Raw genomic sequence first — 17,507 nt, 5'->3', positions numbered from 1 at the left:
AGGGACGCTCACTTCGCCAGCGGAAGCGCCGCCAGCTGCGCGATCACCCAGGTCAGCGGGGCGAACAGGGCCAGCAGCGCGCCTGCCCGCAGCAGCGTCGCCCGGCGCAGCGTGGCGGCCGGGGCGCCCATCCTGAGCAGCGCCTCGGCCGTGTGGGCGCGGGCGTGCTTGGCCTCCAGCGCCGAGGTCAGCAGCGTGGCCGTCGTACAGCCGAGGACCAGCACCGCGCCGAGTGCGGTGAGCGGACCGTAGGGGCGCTCACCGCCCCCGTACAGCGCCGAAGCGGCGATCGCCGCGGACACCACCGCGCAGACGATCCCGAGCGGGCGGCCGATCCGGAGCGCCTCGTCCATCAGGACCCGGCCCGCCAGCAGCCGTACGGCCCCGGGGCGTACCGCCTGCAGTGCCCGCCCGCAGAGGTAGGTCAGGCTCGGTCCGGCCATCGCCAGACCGACCGCGGTGAGCGTCCACCCGATCAGTACCGCCACCGGGGTGGAGTCGTACCGTCCGGGCAGCGGGAACGCGTTCCCCGCCGCACCCCGTGAGGCGATCGCCTCGACTGCGAGTCCGGCGGCCGTCAGCGCCACGCCCCAGGGGAGCCCGGCCGGTGCCGGTGCGGGCTCCGGCAGTTCCTCGGAGCCGAAGGTGTCCCGTGCCGGGTCGGGCCGCGACCGCAGGGCCAGGGCGCTCGCGGTCGACGCGGCCACCGGTACGAGCGCCAGCAGCATCACCGCGGCGGCCACCGGCAGCGGACTGCCCGCGCCGAGGAACTCCGCGGCGCCCCCGTCGAACGGCATCCCGGTCAGGTCGCCGCGCAGATGCAGGAAGAAGAGCAGGGCCACCATGGAGCCGAGAGTGGTGGAGACGGCCGTGGAGACCGCGGCCAGCGCGGACAGCCGGACCGGGCCGAGGCCCAGGGACGAGAGCCCCGGCCGGGGCCGGGTGCTCGGGTCGGTCCGGGCCACCGCCACGGCGAACTGCACGGTGGCGGCCAGCGGCACGAAGCACCACAGCAGCCGCAGCACCGAGCCGGCGGACGCGGGGTGCGCGGCGGCGTACCCGAGGGCGCACAGGAGGAGGAATCCGACGCCGGCCGAGGCGGCGGCCACCAGCAGCCGCCGGACCAGGACGAGGGGATGGGAACCGCGGGCTAGACGGAGAGCGAGCACGCCGCGCGGCCCTCCGCTTCCGGTTTCGCGGGCAGGGTGACGGTGGCGACGCAGCGGCCGTCCAGCATGGGCACGGTCCGGTCGGCGAGGGCGGCGACCTCGGCGTCGTGCGTGGCCAGCACGACGGTGATGCCGTGCGAGCGGGCCGCCGTGGTGAAGGTGCGCAGCACCTGGGTGCGGTCCGCGCGGTGCAGGGTCGCGGTGGGTTCGTCGGCGAAGATCACGGTCGGCTGTGCGGCCAGGGCCCGCGCCACGGAGATCCGCTGGCGCTGTGCCTGGAGCAGGGCGTGCGGCCGCTTCCGGGCGAGGGCCGCGATGTCCAGGCGCTCCAGCCACTCGGTGGCGGCCTTGCGGGCGGCCCGGTGCGAGACGCCGCGCAGCAGCAGGGGCAGCGCGGCGTTCTCCCAGACGGTCAGCTCGGGGACCAGCTCGGGGTCGGAGGCGATCCAGCCGAAGCGCTCCCGGCGCAGCTGTTCGCGGACCCGGGGGGCCATGGTGTGGACGGGGACGCTGTTGAACCAGACCTCGCCCTCCTGGGGAACGAGCCGGCCCGAGAGGCAGTGCAGCAGCGTCGTCTTCCCGCTGCCGCGCGGGCCGGTCACGGCGAGGATCTCCGCGTCCCGGACGCCGATGGAGACACCGCCGAGACCGGGCGATCCGTTGTGGGAGTAGTGCAGTGAACGCGCCCAGATCACGTCGTTGTCCGGCGGGGCCACCATGGCGTACACCTCGGTTCAGGTCAGATTTCCCGTCCCCCGTACGGGGGAACGAAGACGCGGCCGATCGGTCACTGGGCACCGTAGATAGTCGGACCGGTCCGGGGGCACAGCACGCGGCCCGGATACCTCCCTTGTCACTCGAAGGGGGGTATCCGGGCCGGAGAACCGTATGAAATGACCGCTGGGCGGCGATCAGCCAGGGGGCCTGGTGACGGTCAGAGCTTCGTCCAGGCCTCCGTGAGGACGGCCCGCAGGATGCCCTCGATCTCGTCGAACGTGGACTGGTCGGAGATCAGCGGCGGGGCCAGCTGGATGACCGGGTCGCCACGGTCGTCGGCCCGGCAGTACAGGCCGTTCTCGAACAGCGCCTTGGAGAGGAAGCCGTACAGGACGCGCTCGGTCTCCTCGTCGGTGAACGTCTCCTTGGTGGCCTTGTCCTTCACCAGCTCGATGCCGTAGAAGTACCCGTTGCCGCGGACGTCGCCGACGATCGGCAGGTCGTGCAGCTTCTGGAGCGTGGTCAGGAAGGCGTTCTCGTTGTCGAGGACGTGCTGGGTGAGGTTCTCGCGCTCGAAGATGTCGAGGTTGGCGAGGCCCACCGCGGCGGAGACCGGGTGGCCGCCGAAGGTGTAGCCGTGCAGGAAGGTGTTGCCGCCCTCGTAGAACGGCTCCGCGATCCGGTCCGAGACGATGCAGGCGCCGATCGGGGAGTAGCCCGAGGTCATGCCCTTCGCGCAGGTGATCATGTCCGGCACGTAGCCGAACTTGTCGCAGGCGAAGATCGTGCCGAGCCGGCCGAAGGCGCAGATGACCTCGTCGGAGACGAGCAGCACGTCGTACTTGTCGCAGATCTCGCGGACCCGCTGGAAGTAGCCGGGCGGCGGCGGGAAGCAGCCGCCCGCGTTCTGCACGGGCTCCAGGAAGACGGCCGCGACGGTCTCGGGACCCTCGAAGAGGATCTCCTGCTCGATCTGGTCGGCGGCCCAGCGGCCGAAGGCCACCGGGTCGTCGCCGAAGAGCGGGGCGCGGTAGATGTTGGTGTTCGGCACCTTGTGCGCGCCGGGGACCAGCGGCTCGAAGGGGGCCTTCAGGGCCGGGAGGCCGGTGATGGACAGCGCGCCCTGCGGGGTGCCGTGGTAGGCGACGGCACGCGAGATGACCTTGTACTTGGTCGGCTGGCCCTTGAGCTTGAAGTACTGCTTGGCCAGCTTCCAGGCGGTCTCGACGGCCTCGCCGCCACCGGTGGTGAAGAAGACCTTGTTGAGGTCGCCCGGGGCGTGGCCGGCGAGGCGCTCGGCCAGCTCGACGGCCTTCGGGTGGGCGTAGGACCACACCGGGAAGAAGGCGAGCTCCTGGGCCTGCTTGTACGCGGCCTCGGCGAGCTCGTGACGACCGTGACCGGCGTTGACCACGAACAGGCCGGAGAGGCCGTCCAGGTAGCGCTTGCCCTTGTCGTCGAAGATGTGCGTTCCCTCGCCACGGACGATGGTGGGAACGGGCGCGTTCTCGTAGTCCGACATGCGGGTGAAGTGCATCCACAGGTGGTCGTACGCGGTTCGGCTGAGGTCCTTGCTCACGGCTATCGGGTTCCCCACATATAGGTCTGCTTCTTGAGCTTGAGGTAAACAAAGCTCTCGGTGGAGCGCACGCCGGGAAGGGTCCGGATGCGTTTGTTGATCATCTCCAGCAGGTGGTCGTCGTCCTCACAGACGATCTCCACCATCAGGTCGAAGGAGCCCGCGGTCATCACCACGTACTCGCACTCGGCCATGGCCGACAGGGCTTCGGCCACCGGATCGAGGTCGCCCTCGACATTGATGCCGACCATCGCCTGGCGCCGGAATCCCACGGTGAGCGGGTCCGTGACGGCGACGATCTGCATCACGCCCTGGTCGAGCAGCTTCTGGACGCGCTGGCGCACAGCCGCTTCGGAGAGGCCGACGGCCTTGCCGATCGCGGCGTACGGACGCCGTCCGTCCTCCTGGAGCTGCTCGATGATTGCGAGGGAGACGGCATCGACCGCTGGCGGTGATCCGTTCCCGGTCCTGGAGTCTGCGCTGCGACTGGCCACGCACCCACCATGCACCGCTCCTCGTCTGTCTCGCAACCCCGGATCGATGAAATTCGTTGTTCTGAGGTCTGGATCTGACTGAATCCGAAGTTGGGGGCTGGTGGGTATGCCGAAAGCGTCACCGGAACGATTAGGGTGGACATCTCACCCATCGGACAGCCGACAGGAGGGGTGGTTGTGACCACCGAGGTGCGCCGTCTGCGCAACTACATCAACGGAGAGTTCCGGGACGCCGCGGACGGGCGGACCATCGATGTGGTCAGCCCGGTGACGGAAGAGGTCTACGCAACCTCGCCGCTCTCCGGCCAGGCCGACGTCGATGCCGCCATGGAGGCCGCAGCGGCGGCCTTCCCCGCCTGGCGGGACACCACGCCCGCCGAGCGCCAGAAGGCCCTGCTGAAGATCGCGGACGCCTTCGAGGAGCGGGCCGAGGACCTGATCGCGGCCGAGTCGGAGAACACCGGCAAGCCGCTCGGGCTGACCCGCAGCGAAGAGATCCCGCCGATGGTGGACCAGATCCGCTTCTTCGCGGGGGCCGCCCGGCTGCTGGAGGGCCGCTCGGCCGGCGAGTACATGGAGGGCCTGACCTCCATCATCCGCCGCGAGCCGGTCGGCGTCTGCGCCCAGGTCGCGCCGTGGAACTACCCGATGATGATGGCCGTGTGGAAGTTCGCCCCGGCGCTCGCCGCGGGCAACACGGTCGTCATCAAGCCGTCCGACACCACCCCGGCGTCGACGGTCCTCATGGCCGAGATCATCGGCCAGATCCTGCCCAAGGGCGTCTTCAACGTCCTGTGCGGCGACCGGGACACCGGCCGCGCCATGGTCGAGCACCCGACCCCGGCGATGGCCTCCATCACCGGTTCGGTACGGGCCGGCATGCAGGTCGCCGAGTCCGCCGCCAAGGACGTCAAGCGCGTCCACCTGGAGCTCGGCGGCAAGGCGCCCGTCGTGGTCTTCGACGACGCCGACATCGCCAAGACGGTGTCCGGCGTATCCGAGGCGGGCTTCTTCAACGCGGGCCAGGACTGTACGGCCGCCACCCGCGTCCTGGTCCACGAGTCGATCCACGACGCGTTCGTGACCGCGCTCGCCAAGGCCGCCGCCGACACGAAGACCGGGCAGCCGGACGACGAGGACGTGGCGTACGGCCCGCTCAACAACGCCAACCAGCTGAAGCAGGTCACCGGCTTCATCGAGCGCCTCCCCGCCCACGCCAAGGTCGAGGCGGGCGGCCACCGGGTCGGCGACAAGGGCTACTTCTACGCCCCGACCGTCGTCTCCGGCCTGAAGCAGGACGACGAGATCATCCAGAACGAGGTCTTCGGACCCGTCATCACCGTCCAGTCCTTCACCGACGAGGACCAGGCCGTGGCCTACGCCAACGGCGTCGAGTACGCGCTCGCCTCCTCGGTCTGGACGCAGAACCACTCCCGCGCCATGCGCATGTCCAAGAGCCTCGACTTCGGCTGCGTGTGGATCAACACCCACATCCCGCTGGTCGCCGAGATGCCGCACGGCGGGTTCAAGAAGTCCGGCTACGGCAAGGACCTCTCCGCGTACGGCTTCGAGGACTACACCCGCATCAAGCACGTCATGACGTCCATCGAGGACTGATCCACGGATCGTCGTCGCGGTGCACGGCCCCGGGCTTCGGCCCGGGGCCGTCTCCGTGCCCCCTGGACAAGGTGTGCGGGGCGGGCCCGTCCCGCTGGACGCTTGGTCCATTGTCCGCGCGCCCGCCGACGGGCATTCTGCGCGGGTGCGAGCGATCAGGAAGAACCCCATGCCCCGCCGTTCCCTGCTGCGCGCCCTCGGGGCGGGAGCGGCCGGCGCCACGCTGGCCGGCTGCGGGGTGCCCGCGGCCTTCGTCGAGCCGGGGGACCGCGCCGGACGCGACAGTTCGGCCACCGACCACACCCTGCACTTCGCCAACTGGCCGCTCTACATCGACACCGACGAGGACAACGAGTCGAAGCGGCCCACCCTGGACGCCTTCTCGAAGCGGACCGGGATCTCCGTCACGTACACCGAGGAGATCAACGACAACGACGAGTTCTTCGGGAAGATCAGCCCCGCGCTGATGAACCACCAGCAGACCGGCCGGGACCTGATCGTCATCAGCGACTGGATGGCCGCCCGCTTCGTGCGGCTCGGCTGGGTCCAGGAGATGGACCGGGCCAAGCAGCCTAACGTGGCCAAGTACCTGGACCCGCTGCTGCGTTCTCCCGCCTTCGACGAGGGGCGCCTGCACAGCGTCCCCTGGCAGTCCGGGATCACCGGCATCGCCTACAACCGCAGGAAACTCGGCCGCGAGATCCGGTCCACCAACGACCTGTGGGCGGACGACCTGCGGGGCCGGGTCACCCTGCTCTCCGGACTCGACGAGTCGTTCGCGCTGCTGATGCAGGGCAACGGCGTCGACATCACCCGCTGGAAGTCCGACGACTTCCACGAGATCTGCGAGCAGACCGAGCGGCGGGTCCGCTCGAAGCACATCCGCCGCTTCACCGGCAACGACTACATCAAGGACCTCGCCACCGGCGATGTGCTCGCCTGCCAGGCGTACTCCGGCGACGTCATCCAGCTCCAGGCCGACAACCCCGACATCGCGTTCGTCGTCCCCGAGGAGGGCGCCGAACTGTGGGCCGAGTCCCTGATGATCCCCAACCTCGCCCGCCACAAGCGCAACGCGGAGCGCCTGGTGGACCACTACTACGAACCCGAGGTCGCCGCCGAACTCGCCGCCTGGGTCAACTACGTCTGCCCGGTCCCCGCCGCCCGTGACGTCCTGGCCTCCGCCAAGGACGAGGAGACGGCCGCGCTCGCCGAGGATCCGCTGATCTTCCCCGACGGCGCGATGCGCGAACGGCTCGCCATCGCCCGCGACATCACCTCCGAGGAACGGACGGACTTCGCCAAGAAGTGGAACTCCATCGTCGGCTTGTGAACCCCTAGCAGGGGTGGCGTGAAGGGGGCGTAAAGGCGGGCGTACGCTGCGGATATGAGCGAGCGACACGCCCTCACGCGGCGGATACGCAGGTGGTTGGTCCTCTTCATCATCTGTCTGGTGCTGAGCGGGCTCACGGCCTTCCCGCTCGTCACCGAACTCCGCTGGGCCGAGGACCTGCTGAGCGCCTCCGCCTCTCCGGTCCCCGAGCACGTCCCGGGCCTGATGGAGTGGATCACCCGGGTCCGCGAAGGGCTCGACACCGTCGACCGCGAGCAGCCCTTCCTGCTGTACGGCACCGACTGGCTGGCCTTCGCCCACCTGGTCATCGCGGTCGCCTTCTACGGCCCTTACCGCGACCCGGTCCGCAACATCTGGGTCATCGAGTTCGGCATGATCGCCTGCGCCGGGATCATCCCGCTCGCCCTGATCTGCGGCCCGATCCGCGGCATCCCGTTCTGGTGGTCCGTGATCGACATGTCCTTCGGGGTCTTCGGCGTCATCCCGCTGCTGATCGTCCGTCGCATGATCAAGCGGCTGGAAGGGCTGGAGCAGGCGGCCGCCGCGACCCCGGCGTCCGTCCCGGCGAGCGCCTGAGTCAGGAGCGCTACCGGTTCGGGCGGCCGGCGGCGGGCGGCTCGTGCGGCGATCGGCTCACACGGCGGGCGGCGGGCCGAAGGCGGCCACCGCGATGCCCAGCGCCGTGGCGTTCACGTCCTTCCCCTTCGCGTCCGTCGCGCCGACGCTGTAGACGAGGGTGCGGGAGAGGTCGCGGGTAGCCGCCACCGCCGCGTTGTACCCCCACCGGCCGCCGGTCTTGCCCCACACCTGGCGGCCGCCCAGGGTCAGCACGGAGAGGCCGGCGCTGAACTGCGCGGGCTCCCCGGAACCGTAGGTGCGTACCGAGGCGTCGGGCAGCGTGAACATCTCCTCCAGCAGCGGCCCGCGCACCACCCGCCCGCCGAACAGGGCGGTGGTGAAGCGCTCCAGATCGGCGGTGGTCGAGATGATGTCCCCGGTCGCCCACCCGGCGGTCGGCCCCCACACCGTGACATCCCGCAGCTCGACGCCCCCGCCCGGCGTCGCGAAGACCTGGTAGCCGCGGTTGTGCGGGCCGCGGATCCTGGGGTCGGCGCCGGGGAAGTACGTGGACCGCAGGCCGAGCGGGCGCAGGATCCGGGCCGAGACCTCCTGCGCGTACGCCTGTCCGGTGACGCGCTCGATCAGCAGCCCCAGCACCGTGTAGTTGATGTTGAGGTAGTGCTGGCTGACGCCCGGCGCGAACTCCCGCTCCTTCGCCGTCGCCGAGGCCACCATGGAGCGCGGGGTGTGGATGTCGAAGCGGTGCGCGTACCACTCCTCCGGGTTCGTGCCCGGCAGGTCCGCGGCGGGAATGCCGCTGGTGTGGTCGAGCAACTGGCGCACGGTCACCTCCCCGTACGCGGCGGGGATCAGGTCCGGCAGGTAGTGCCGGGCGGTGCGGTCCAGGGACAGCTTCCGCTCGCCCGCCAGTTGCAGCACCGCTGCCGCCGTGAACACCTTGGTCACCGATCCCGCGCGGAAGCGGGCCGCCGGGTCCGCCGGCCGGCCCGAGGGCAGATCGTGCAGACCGGCGCTGCCGTGCCACGACCCGCCCGTGCCACCGACCCGGACGAGCGCCGCGACGGCGTCCTGGCGCGGCAGCCCGGCGATCGCGGCGCGCAGGGCTTGGGCGTCCGGAGCGTCATGGGTCCGGGGCGCTCCCGAGGCCGCCGGGCGGGCGCCCGGAGCGCCGTCGGCGGGGGCGCTCGCGGAGACGGGCCCGGCCGCCCCGGCGGCGATGCCGAGGACCAGAGCGGTTGCGAGGAGCGTGCGGACAGATCTGTTCACCAGGTGCCTCCGAGGGAGAGAAGTCGTCAACTGCTTCTGGACTCCATCCTGTTGGCTCGGCCGCCTCGGCGGATCACCCGCCCGGGCGGTCCTCGGCGGGGGTGTGGCTCCCGCGCCCGGGGGAGGCCGCGCCGATGACTCCCCCGTCCGAGGGAGCCACCAACCCGGTCTCGTAGGCGCAGATGACGGCCTGGATCCGGTCGCGCAGCCCCAGCTTGGACAGCACGTTGCCCACATGGGTCTTCACGGTGTGCTCGCTCACCACGAGGGCCATCGCGATCTCCGCGTTGGACCGGCCCCGCGCCAGGTGCAGCAGGGTCTCCCGCTCCCGGGCGGTCAGGACCTCGAGCCGGCCGGCCGGGGGCGCGGGCCGCCCCGCCGGGCGCGAGGTGTACTCGGCGATCAGCCGCCGGGCCACCGAGGGGGCGACCAGCGACTCCCCGGCGGCCACCACCCTCACCGCGTGCACCAGATCGTCCCGGCGCACGTCCTTGAGCAGAAAGCCGCTCGCGCCCGCGTGCAGCGCCTCGTACACGTACTCGTCCGCGTCGAACGTGGTCAGCATGATCGTCCGACAGCACCCCGCGGCGGCGATCTCCCGGCACGCCGCGATGCCGTCCAGCACGGGCATCCGGATGTCCAGCAGCGCGATGTCCGCCCCGAGCCGGCCCACCGCCGCCACGGCCTGCGCCCCGTCCCCGGCCTCCGCCACCACCTCGATGCCGGGCTGGGCGTCCAGGATCATGGCGAAGCCGCTGCGCACCAGCTCCTGGTCGTCGGCGACCACCACCTTGATCGTCACGTCCGCGCCCCCTCGGCCCCGGGTGCGAGCGGCAGCCCGACGACCAGCTCGAAGCCCCGGCCGCCAGGTCCGCCACCGGCCCGCACGGTGCCGCCGTGCGCGGCGGCCCGCTCCCGGATCCCGATCAGCCCGAGCCCCTGGGTGGTCCCGGGCCCCTGCCCGTCGTCCCGCACGGTGATCATCAACTCTCCTTCTCCATAAGTCAGTTCCACATCCACGTGACCGGCCCGCGCATGCTTGACGACATTCGTCAGCGCCTCCTGCACGATCCGGTACACCGTCGCCCCGGTGTCCCGCGGCAGCGGGCGGACCGTCCCGGTCGTCGTGAAGGCGACCTCCGGGCCGCCGGTGCGCACCCGCGCCAGCAGGGCCGGCAGCTCCGCGGGCCCCGGCTGCGGCGAACGGGGGGCGGGCGCCTGGCCGGGGCCGTCCTCGCGCAGCACCCCGAGCATCCGGCGCAGCTGCACCATCGCGTCCCGGCCCGTCTCGGAGATCGCGTCGAACGCGGCCTCCGCCCGCTCGGGGGCCGCGCGGACCGCCACCGGACCGGCCTCCGCCTGCACGATCATCAGGCTCACCGCGTGCGAGAGGATGTCGTGCATCTCCCGCGCGATCCGGGCCCGTTCGCGAGCCGCGGCCCGCTCCGCCTCGATCCGCCGGCCCAGCTCCGCCTGCCGGGCCCGGTCCTCCACCGCCGCCACATAGGCCTTGCGGGTGTGGCTGAGCCGCCCGAAGGCGTACGCGGCGCCGAAAACGAAGAGCGAGAACAGCAGCTCACGAGCCTCACCCGTGTTCAAGGCCACCGACGGGAACACCGCCGCACCGACCAGTACCGCGACGGCCAGCCGCTTACGGGGCGGGGACAGTTCGGCGACCGTGTAGAACGTCACCAGACCGGCGTACGGCAACGGCTGGCCCGGACCGTCGATGGCCAGCGTGTACAGCGCGCCGCCCGCGAGCGTCGCCAGCAGCGCGCCGACCGGCGCGTGCCGCCGGGCGGCCAGCGGCAGCACGGTCAGGGTCGTCAGACCGTACGCGACCCAGGTCGCCTCCGGCAGATCCGGTGCGCGCGGCACGACGAACGGCATGGTCACGGCGGCCTGCACCGCGAGGGTGATCCACAGATCGACGGCCCACGGCCCGCGCAGCCGCGCCGGAAGGCCCGCGAAGCGCATCAGGGCTTCCGGGCCACCACACCGAACTGGGCGACCTCCGGCTCCCGCGGGTTCGTACGCCAGCGGGAGCAGGAGACGATCCCCGGCTCCAGGATCTCCAGACCGTCCAGGAACGAGGCCACCTCCTCCCGGCCGCGGGCGGTGATGGGCGGGGTGGCGTTCTCGTTCCAGAAGCGCATCGCCGCCTCGTTGCCCTCGCCGCCCAGCTCCAGCGTCGGGTGGGTCAGCACCGCCCGGTCCACCGGGTGGTTGTCCTCGCCGCCCAGCCAGTAGTTCCACACGCGGGCGTTGCGCGCGACGTCGGAACGTATCCGGGTGGGGGCTGTCTGCGGGCGGGGGTCCATGACGTCTGGCTCCTCGGTGACGGAGGGGCCCGCGTGCCGCGTGGGGCGGTGCGGCGGCGGGCGTGCGGGGCCCTCCATCATGCCGGACCGATCAAGAGCCGCCGCGTCCGGGCGAGTTGGCCAGCAGGTGGTGGAGGGTGTCGATCCGGTTGGTGGTGATCGAGTCGACGCCCCGGTCGATCAGCCGGCGCATCGTCCGCTTCGTGTCGGCCGTCCACGCGGAGACGAGCAGCCCGTCCCGGTGCGCCCGGTCGGCCAGCTCCCGGCTCACCAGGCCGAAGCGGTAGTTCAGCCAGCGCGGCTTCACCGCCGCCAGCAGCTCCGGGCGCGGCGGGGCGAGCGTGGTCCAGGTCAGGGCGATCTCGGCGGAGGGGTCGGCGGCGCGCACCCGCAGCATCGCGTCCGCGCTCGCGCAGTAGTACGCCCGCTCGCCCGCCCCGCACTCCCGGACCGTGCCCACGATCTTCCTCACCGAGGCGTCCGTGGAGCCGGGCAGGTCCACCATCACCCGGTGCGCCCCGGCGGCGAGCAGCGCCTCACGGAGTGTGGGCACCCCGCCGCCGGTCAGCTCCGTCAGCTCCGCGTGGTCCAGCCGGTCCAGCCGCCGGTCGTGGCCCCACAGCCGCTCCAGCGTCGCGTCGTGCAGCAGGACGGGCACCCCGTCGCGGGTCACCCGTACGTCGATCTCGACCGCGTCCGCCCCCCGTTCGAGGGCGGAGCGGATCGAGGGCAGGGTGTTCTCGCGGGCGAGATACGGATCGCCGCGATGCGCTACGGCGGTGACACGGGAGACGGTGCTGTCCATGAGGCCATTGTGACGACCGGGGTCAGCGGCCGGGGGCCCGGAGCCAGTTCGTCGTGTACGTGTCGATCTCCTCGGCCAGCTTCCGCTTGCCGGCCGGGTCGAGGAACGAGGCCTCCACGGCGTTCTTCGCGAGGTCCGCGATGCCGCGCTCGTCCAGTTCCAGCAGCCGGGCGGCCACCGCGTACTCGTTGTTGAGGTCGGTGCCGAACATCGGCGGGTCGTCGCTGTTGACGGTGACCAGCACGCCCGCCTGCACCATCTCCCGGATGGGGTGCAGCTCGATGTCGGTGACCGCGCGGGTGGCGATGTTGGACGTCGGGCAGACCTCCAGGGCGATGCGGTGCTCGGCGAGGTGCTCCAGCAGCTTGGGGTCCTGTACGGAGCTGGTGCCGTGGCCGATGCGCTCGGCGCGCAGCGCGGTCAGCGCGTCCCAGACCGTCTGCGGTCCGGTGGTCTCCCCGGCGTGCGGCACCGAGTGCAGGCCCTCGGCGATGGCCCGGTCGAAATAGGGCTTGAACTGCGGGCGGTTCACGCCGATCTCGGGCCCGCCGAGGCCGAAGGAGACGAGCCCGTCGGGCCGTCGTTCCACCGCGAGCCGGGCGGTCTCCTCGGCCGCCTGGAGCCCGGCCTCGCCCGGAATGTCGAAGCACCAGCGCAGCACGACGCCCAGCTCGGCCTCGGCCGCCTTGCGCGCGTCCTCCAAGGCCTCCATGAACCCGACCTCGGGAATGTTCCGCTTCGTCGAGCTGTACGGGGTCACGGTCAGCTCCGCGTACCGGATGTTCTGCCGGGCCATGTCCCGCGCCACCTCGAAGGTGAGCAGCCGGACGTCCTCGGGGGTGCGGACCAGGTCCACCACCGAGAGGTAGACCTCGATGAAGTGCGCGAAGTCGGTGAAGGTGAAGTAGTCGACCAGCGCCTCCGGATCCGTGGGGACCTTGGAGTCCGGGTGGCGGGCGGCCAGCTCGGCGACGATCCGGGGCGAGGCCGACCCGACATGGTGGACGTGGAGCTCGGCCTTGGGCAGCCCGGCGATGAAGGGATGCGGATCGGTCATCGGAAATCTCCCGGTTCGGCGTGACGTCGGCCGGGCATACCGGCCGCACCGATCATCGCAGGCGGCGTCCGGGGCCGTCGGGCCTGGCCGTAGCATGACGGGACCACGATGGGGGAGGCCCATGTCAGACAACACAGAGCAGCCCGGGGGCGGGGCCGCGCCGCGCGATCCGTGGGCACCGCCGGACAGCAGGGTGGAGCTGGGCAAGCAGGGTGCGCAGACGCCGCCGCCCGCCGCGCACACGCCGCCCGCGGTCCACGACCAGCCGACCGTGACGTCGATGCCGAGCGCCGGACCGGCCGCGGGGGACGGCACCGGGCCGATACCCCAGCACGGAGGCTTCGGGCCCGCGCCCTCGGACGTACCGCCGCCGCCGATCGGCCCCAACGGCCCCGGCCACCCGGTCCAGCCGCCGGCCGCCGCGCACTACGGCTATCCGGCTCCGCCTCCGCAGCCCTACGGCGGTTACCCGGGTTACGGCGCCTACGGCGCGGGTCCGGCCGCCTGGGGGCCGGCGCCCAACAACGGTCTGGGCACGGCCGCGATGGTGATCGGCATCGTCTCCGTGGTCGGCTTCTGCCTCTACGGACTCAACATCATCCTCGGCATCCTCGCGCTGATCTTCGGCATCATCGGTCTCGGCCGTGCCAAGCGCGGCGAGGCCACCAACCGGGGCATGGCGCTCGCCGGCGTCATCCTCGGCTCCATCGGCATCGTCGTCGGCGCCGCGATCCTCGGCGTGATCATCTGGGCCGCCATGTCGGCCGACGACCGGGACAGCGACTACAACGACACCTACGACGACCCGTTCGCCACGTCGTTGGTCGTCGAGGACCGCCGCTAGCGCTCCACCCTCGTCGAAAATGGCCGGCCGGGCAGGGACGTTTCCCCGCCCGGCCGGTCGTCGCGGGGACGAAGCCGCCGCGCGTGCCGCCTCAGCCCGCCCGCAGCCTCTCCCGCGCCTCCATCAGCGCGAAGCCCAGCAGATTCAGCCCCCGCCACTCCTGCGGCCGCTCCACCCGCTCGTCGTCCGGCGCGAGCCCGACGCCCCAGATCCGGTCCATCGGGGACGCCTCCACCAGCACCCGCTCCCCGGTGCCCAAGAGATAGCCGGCCAGCTCCGGGTCCTCCCCGAACTTGCGCACGCTGCCCTCCACGACCAGGGCGAACCGCTCCCGTATCCACACGTCCTCGTCGAAGCCGCGCACCAGGCGCCCCGCCTTCTTCGCGGCCGCCGGGCTTTTCGCCGACACCGCCGCCGGCTCGGCCTCCGGATCGCCGAAGAGCCGCGCCTTGCCCGCCATCATCCAGTGCTCGGCGCTCGCGTAGGTCACCCCGTCCACCGTGAACGGCGACGGCCACCACTGGCTCAGACAACTCGGGCCCAGCCGTCCGTCCGGGCGCGGGCGGTGCCCCCAGAACGGCAGATACTTCACCCGCCTGCCCCGCGCCACGTCCGCCAGAAGGTCATCGATCGGTCCCATGGCATGTGAGTGTGGCATCCGCCACTGACACTCCGTACGGGGATTTCCGCACCGACACGACACATGGTCGACAGATTCCGTCGCGTAACCAAAAGGCAACAACGGAATCACTTGTTGGCCGTGAACCCCTCTGTCAGGATCGGCACTCAATTCACGAAGAAGCTACGCCGACCCCGCCCAGCGGGTACAGCGGCGGAGGAGAGCGTCATGAGCAACGGCTTCCAGGTTCAGGACCGCTTCGCGGAAGGTGCGCAGTACATCGGCGGCAAGCTGCTCCCCGGCACGTCCGGCCGCCACCACGAGGTGGTGAACCCCGCGACCGGCGAGAGCGTGCTCCGCTACGAGCTGGCCGGCCCGGAGGACGTGGACGCGGCCGTCGCCGCCGCCCGCGCCGCCTTCCCCGGCTGGTCCGGCGCCACCCCGGGCGAACGCTCCGAGGCGATGCACCGCTTCGCCGCCGTCCTCGCCGAACAGGCCGACGACTTCGCGTACGCCGAGTCGCTCCAGTGCGGCAAGCCCATCAAGCTCTCCACCGAGTTCGACGTCCCCGGCACCGTCGACAACGCCGCCTTCTTCGCGGGCGCGGCCCGCCACCTGGAGGGCAAGGCCGCCGCCGAGTACGACGGCGACCACACCTCCTACGTACGGCGCGAGGCGATCGGCGTCGTGGGCTCCATCGCCCCCTGGAACTACCCGCTCCAGATGGCCGCGTGGAAGGTCCTCCCGGCCGTCGCCGCGGGCAACACCATCGTCCTCAAGCCGGCCGAACTCACCCCGCTCACCTCGCTGATGTTCGCCCAAGCGGCCACCGAGGCGGGCATCCCCGACGGCGTCATCAACATCGTCACCGGCGCGGGCAAGGACGCGGGCGAGCACCTCGTCGGCCACCCCGACGTCGTGATGACCTCCTTCACCGGCTCCACCGCCGTCGGCAAGCGCGTCGCGGAGATCGCCACCGCCACGGTCAAGCGCCTCCACCTGGAGCTCGGCGGCAAGGCCCCCTTCGTGGTCTTCGACGACGCCGACCTGGAGGCCGCCGTCCACGGCGCGGTCGCCGGCTCCCTCATCAACACCGGCCAGGACTGCACCGCCGCCACCCGGGCCTACGTACAGCGCCCCCTCTACGACGCCTTCGTCCGCGACGTCGCCGCCCTCATGGAGACCGTCCGGCTCGGCTCTCCCTTCGACGCGTCCACCGACCTCGGCCCCCTCATCAGCCACGCCCAGCGCGACCGCGTCGCCGCCTTCGTCGAGCGGGCCCGCGGCTACGCCCAGGTCGTCACGGGCGGCGAGGCCCCGGGCGGAGACCTCGCGGACGGCGCGTACTACCGGCCGACGCTGATCGCCGGGGCCGCCCAGGACAGCGAGGTCGTCCAGTCGGAGATCTTCGGCCCGGTCCTGGTGGTCCTGCCCTTCGACACCGACGACGAGGGCATCGCGCTCGCCAACGACACCCCGTACGGACTGGCCGCCTCCGCCTGGACCCGCGACCTGTACCGCGCGAACCGCGCCACCCGCGAGATCCAGGCGGGCTGTGTGTGGGTGAACGACCACATCCCGATCCTCTCCGAGATGCCGCACGGCGGATACAAGGCCAGCGGCTTCGGCAAGGACATGTCGGCGTACTCCTTCGAGGAGTACACGCAGGTCAAGCACGTCATGTACGACAACACCGCGGTCGCCCGCAAGGACTGGCACCGCACGATCTTCGGGGACCGATAGCAGCTGCCGCACGAGCGGGGCCCGTCCACGGCGACGGGCCCCGGCGGCCTCCCACCCGAAAGGGCGAACAGCGTATGGAGAGTTACGAGCCCGAGCGCCTCACACCGGCCCAACTGGCGGCCATGAGGCGATCCTTGAACAGCGGCAGGGGCGCCCTCACCCGCCGCTCCCTGCTGCGCGCCTCCGGCATGGGCGCGCTCGCGATCGGCGGCATAGCCACCCTCGGCGCGTGCGGCATCCCGCCCGCCGGGCGCGCCGAGGAAGCAGCGGCCACCGACGACCACTCGGCCAAGGAGAAGGTGCTGAACTTCTCCAACTGGACCGAGTACATGGACGTGAGCGAGGACGAGAAGAGCCGCCCCACCCTGGAGGCGTTCACCGAACGCACCGGAATCAGGGTCAAGTACACCGAGGACATCAACGACAACGTCGAGTTCTTCGGGAAGATCAAGCCGCAGCTGGCGGCCGGGCAGGACACCGGGCGCGACATCATCTGCGTCACCGACTGGCTCGCCGCCCGCATCATCCGGCTCGGCTGGGCGCAGAAGCTCGACGCGTCGAACCTCCCGAACGCCTTCGCCAACGTGTCCGCCCAGTTCCGCAGCCCCGACTGGGACCCCGGCCGCGCCTACTCCTATCCGTGGACGGGCATCCCGACCGTCATCGCGTACAACAAGAAGGCGACCGGCGGCCGCAAGGTCGACTCCGTCACCCAGCTGCTCGACGACCCGAAGCTCAAGGGCCGCGTCTCCTTCCTCTCCGAGATGCGCGACACCATCGGCATGACCCTCCTCGACCAGGGCAAGGACCCGGGGAAGTTCACCGACACCGACTTCGACGGCGCGATCGGCCGCCTCCAGAAGGCCGTCGACAAGAAGCAGATCCGCCGCTTCACCGGCAACGACTACACCGCCGACCTCAGCAAGGGTGACATCGCCGCCTGCGTCGCCTGGGCGGGGGACGTCATCCAGCTCCAGGCCGACAACCCGGACATCGAGTACGCCATCCCGGCCGCCGGATACATCACCTCCAGCGACAGTCTCCTGGTCCCCGCCCAGGCCCGGCACAAGACCAACGCTGAGAAGCTCATCGACTACTACTACGAGCCGCCGGTCGCCGCCCAGCTCGCCGCGTACATCAACTACGTCTGCCCGGTCGACGGCGTACGCGAGGAACTCGCCAAGATCGACGAGTCGATGGCCGCCAACACGCTGATCCTCCCCGACAAGGAGATGGCGGCGAAGTCCCGCTCCTTCCGCTCCCTGAGCACGGAGGAAGAGACGGCGTACGAAGAGAAGTTCGCCAAGCTCATCGGCGCCTGACCCGGCATCCGCCGGTAC

17 protein-coding genes are annotated in these 17,507 nt (G+C 71.4%); 6 read left to right on the top strand and 11 right to left on the bottom strand.

Features of this window, described 5'->3' with window-relative positions; translation table 11 throughout:
- Positions 1-8: 8 nt before the first annotated feature.
- The 4 genes from ACFWRV_RS23675 to ACFWRV_RS23660 all read right to left on the bottom strand — a co-directional run bounded on the left by ACFWRV_RS23675 (position 9) and on the right by ACFWRV_RS23660 (position 3,959).
- A complete protein-coding gene (locus tag ACFWRV_RS23675; protein WP_384337672.1) occupies positions 9-1,169 on the bottom strand; it encodes a hypothetical protein in 1,161 nt (386 codons plus the stop codon).
- Positions 1,151-1,888: an ABC transporter ATP-binding protein gene (locus tag ACFWRV_RS23670; protein WP_384337670.1), complete on the bottom strand. Its 738-nt coding sequence runs from the start codon at positions 1,886-1,888 to the stop codon at positions 1,151-1,153. Before ACFWRV_RS23670 ends, ACFWRV_RS23675 begins: the two co-directional genes overlap by 19 nt.
- 215 nt (positions 1,889-2,103) lie before the next feature.
- A complete protein-coding gene (locus ACFWRV_RS23665; protein WP_384337668.1) occupies positions 2,104-3,483 on the bottom strand; it encodes an aspartate aminotransferase family protein in 1,380 nt (459 codons plus the stop codon).
- A complete protein-coding gene (locus ACFWRV_RS23660; protein ID WP_007452460.1) occupies positions 3,468-3,959 on the bottom strand; it encodes an Lrp/AsnC family transcriptional regulator in 492 nt (163 codons plus the stop codon). The genes ACFWRV_RS23665 and ACFWRV_RS23660 overlap by 16 nt, the downstream gene beginning before the upstream one ends.
- Before the next feature lie 177 nt (positions 3,960-4,136).
- Between ACFWRV_RS23660 and ACFWRV_RS23655 the strand changes: the two genes are divergently transcribed.
- The 3 genes from ACFWRV_RS23655 (at position 4,137) to ACFWRV_RS23645 (ending at position 7,506) form a co-directional block, all read left to right on the top strand.
- On the top strand, positions 4,137-5,576 hold the full coding sequence (locus tag ACFWRV_RS23655) for a gamma-aminobutyraldehyde dehydrogenase (RefSeq protein WP_384337665.1): 1,440 nt from the start codon (positions 4,137-4,139) through the stop codon (positions 5,574-5,576).
- 169 nt (positions 5,577-5,745) lie between these two features.
- Positions 5,746-6,909, top strand: a complete 1,164-nt coding sequence (locus ACFWRV_RS23650; protein ID WP_384337663.1) for a spermidine/putrescine ABC transporter substrate-binding protein — start codon at positions 5,746-5,748, stop codon at positions 6,907-6,909.
- A 54-nt stretch (positions 6,910-6,963) separates the two neighbouring features.
- Positions 6,964-7,506: a hypothetical protein gene (locus ACFWRV_RS23645; protein ID WP_384337661.1), complete on the top strand. Its 543-nt coding sequence runs from the start codon at positions 6,964-6,966 to the stop codon at positions 7,504-7,506.
- 57 nt (positions 7,507-7,563) lie between these two features.
- On the opposite strand, the gene ACFWRV_RS23640 is transcribed toward ACFWRV_RS23645, so the two are convergent.
- The 6 genes from ACFWRV_RS23640 to ACFWRV_RS23615 form a co-directional block, all read right to left on the bottom strand.
- The gene (locus tag ACFWRV_RS23640) at positions 7,564-8,778 is read right to left on the bottom strand and encodes a serine hydrolase domain-containing protein (RefSeq protein ID WP_384337659.1); all 1,215 of its coding nucleotides are present in this window, start codon (positions 8,776-8,778) and stop codon (positions 7,564-7,566) included.
- Between the two features lie 73 nt (positions 8,779-8,851).
- Positions 8,852-9,580, bottom strand: coding sequence for a response regulator (locus ACFWRV_RS23635; RefSeq protein WP_384337657.1), 729 nt, complete (start codon positions 9,578-9,580; stop codon positions 8,852-8,854).
- A complete protein-coding gene (locus tag ACFWRV_RS23630) occupies positions 9,577-10,755 on the bottom strand; it encodes a sensor histidine kinase (RefSeq protein WP_384337655.1) in 1,179 nt (392 codons plus the stop codon). The genes ACFWRV_RS23635 and ACFWRV_RS23630 overlap by 4 nt, the downstream gene beginning before the upstream one ends.
- Positions 10,755-11,099: an SAM-dependent methyltransferase gene (locus tag ACFWRV_RS23625; RefSeq protein ID WP_384337654.1), complete on the bottom strand. Its 345-nt coding sequence runs from the start codon at positions 11,097-11,099 to the stop codon at positions 10,755-10,757. Before ACFWRV_RS23625 ends, ACFWRV_RS23630 begins: the two co-directional genes overlap by 1 nt.
- A 91-nt stretch (positions 11,100-11,190) precedes the next feature.
- On the bottom strand, positions 11,191-11,904 hold the full coding sequence (locus ACFWRV_RS23620) for a glycerophosphodiester phosphodiesterase (protein WP_384337652.1): 714 nt from the start codon (positions 11,902-11,904) through the stop codon (positions 11,191-11,193).
- Between the two features lie 22 nt (positions 11,905-11,926).
- Positions 11,927-12,961 (bottom strand): adenosine deaminase, encoded by a 1,035-nt coding sequence (locus ACFWRV_RS23615; protein WP_384337650.1) that lies wholly within the window; start codon positions 12,959-12,961, stop codon positions 11,927-11,929.
- Positions 12,962-13,082: 121 nt separating this feature from the next.
- Between ACFWRV_RS23615 and ACFWRV_RS23610 the strand changes: the two genes are divergently transcribed.
- On the top strand, positions 13,083-13,805 hold the full coding sequence (locus ACFWRV_RS23610; protein WP_384337648.1) for a DUF4190 domain-containing protein: 723 nt from the start codon (positions 13,083-13,085) through the stop codon (positions 13,803-13,805).
- Positions 13,806-13,896: 91 nt separating this feature from the next.
- Here the strand turns inward: ACFWRV_RS23610 and ACFWRV_RS23605 are convergent, their stop codons facing one another.
- Positions 13,897-14,445: an NADAR family protein gene (locus tag ACFWRV_RS23605; protein ID WP_384337646.1), complete on the bottom strand. Its 549-nt coding sequence runs from the start codon at positions 14,443-14,445 to the stop codon at positions 13,897-13,899.
- 207 nt (positions 14,446-14,652) lie between these two features.
- On the opposite strand from ACFWRV_RS23605, the gene ACFWRV_RS23600 reads away from it, so the two are divergent.
- Together ACFWRV_RS23600 and ACFWRV_RS23595 are read left to right on the top strand one after the other, a co-directional pair.
- Positions 14,653-16,167 (top strand): gamma-aminobutyraldehyde dehydrogenase, encoded by a 1,515-nt coding sequence (locus ACFWRV_RS23600; RefSeq protein WP_384337644.1) that lies wholly within the window; start codon positions 14,653-14,655, stop codon positions 16,165-16,167.
- A 74-nt stretch (positions 16,168-16,241) separates the two neighbouring features.
- Entirely contained in the window at positions 16,242-17,489 is a 1,248-nt protein-coding gene (locus tag ACFWRV_RS23595; protein WP_384337642.1) for a PotD/PotF family extracellular solute-binding protein, read from the top strand.
- Positions 17,490-17,507: the final 18 nt, after the last annotated feature.

The organism is Streptomyces sp. NPDC058576, from assembly GCF_042718715.1.
Taxonomy (GTDB): Bacteria; Actinomycetota; Actinomycetes; order Streptomycetales; family Streptomycetaceae; genus Streptomyces.
Note: the sequence above shows the minus strand (reverse complement) of the source record. Positions and strands in the feature narration are given on the sequence as shown.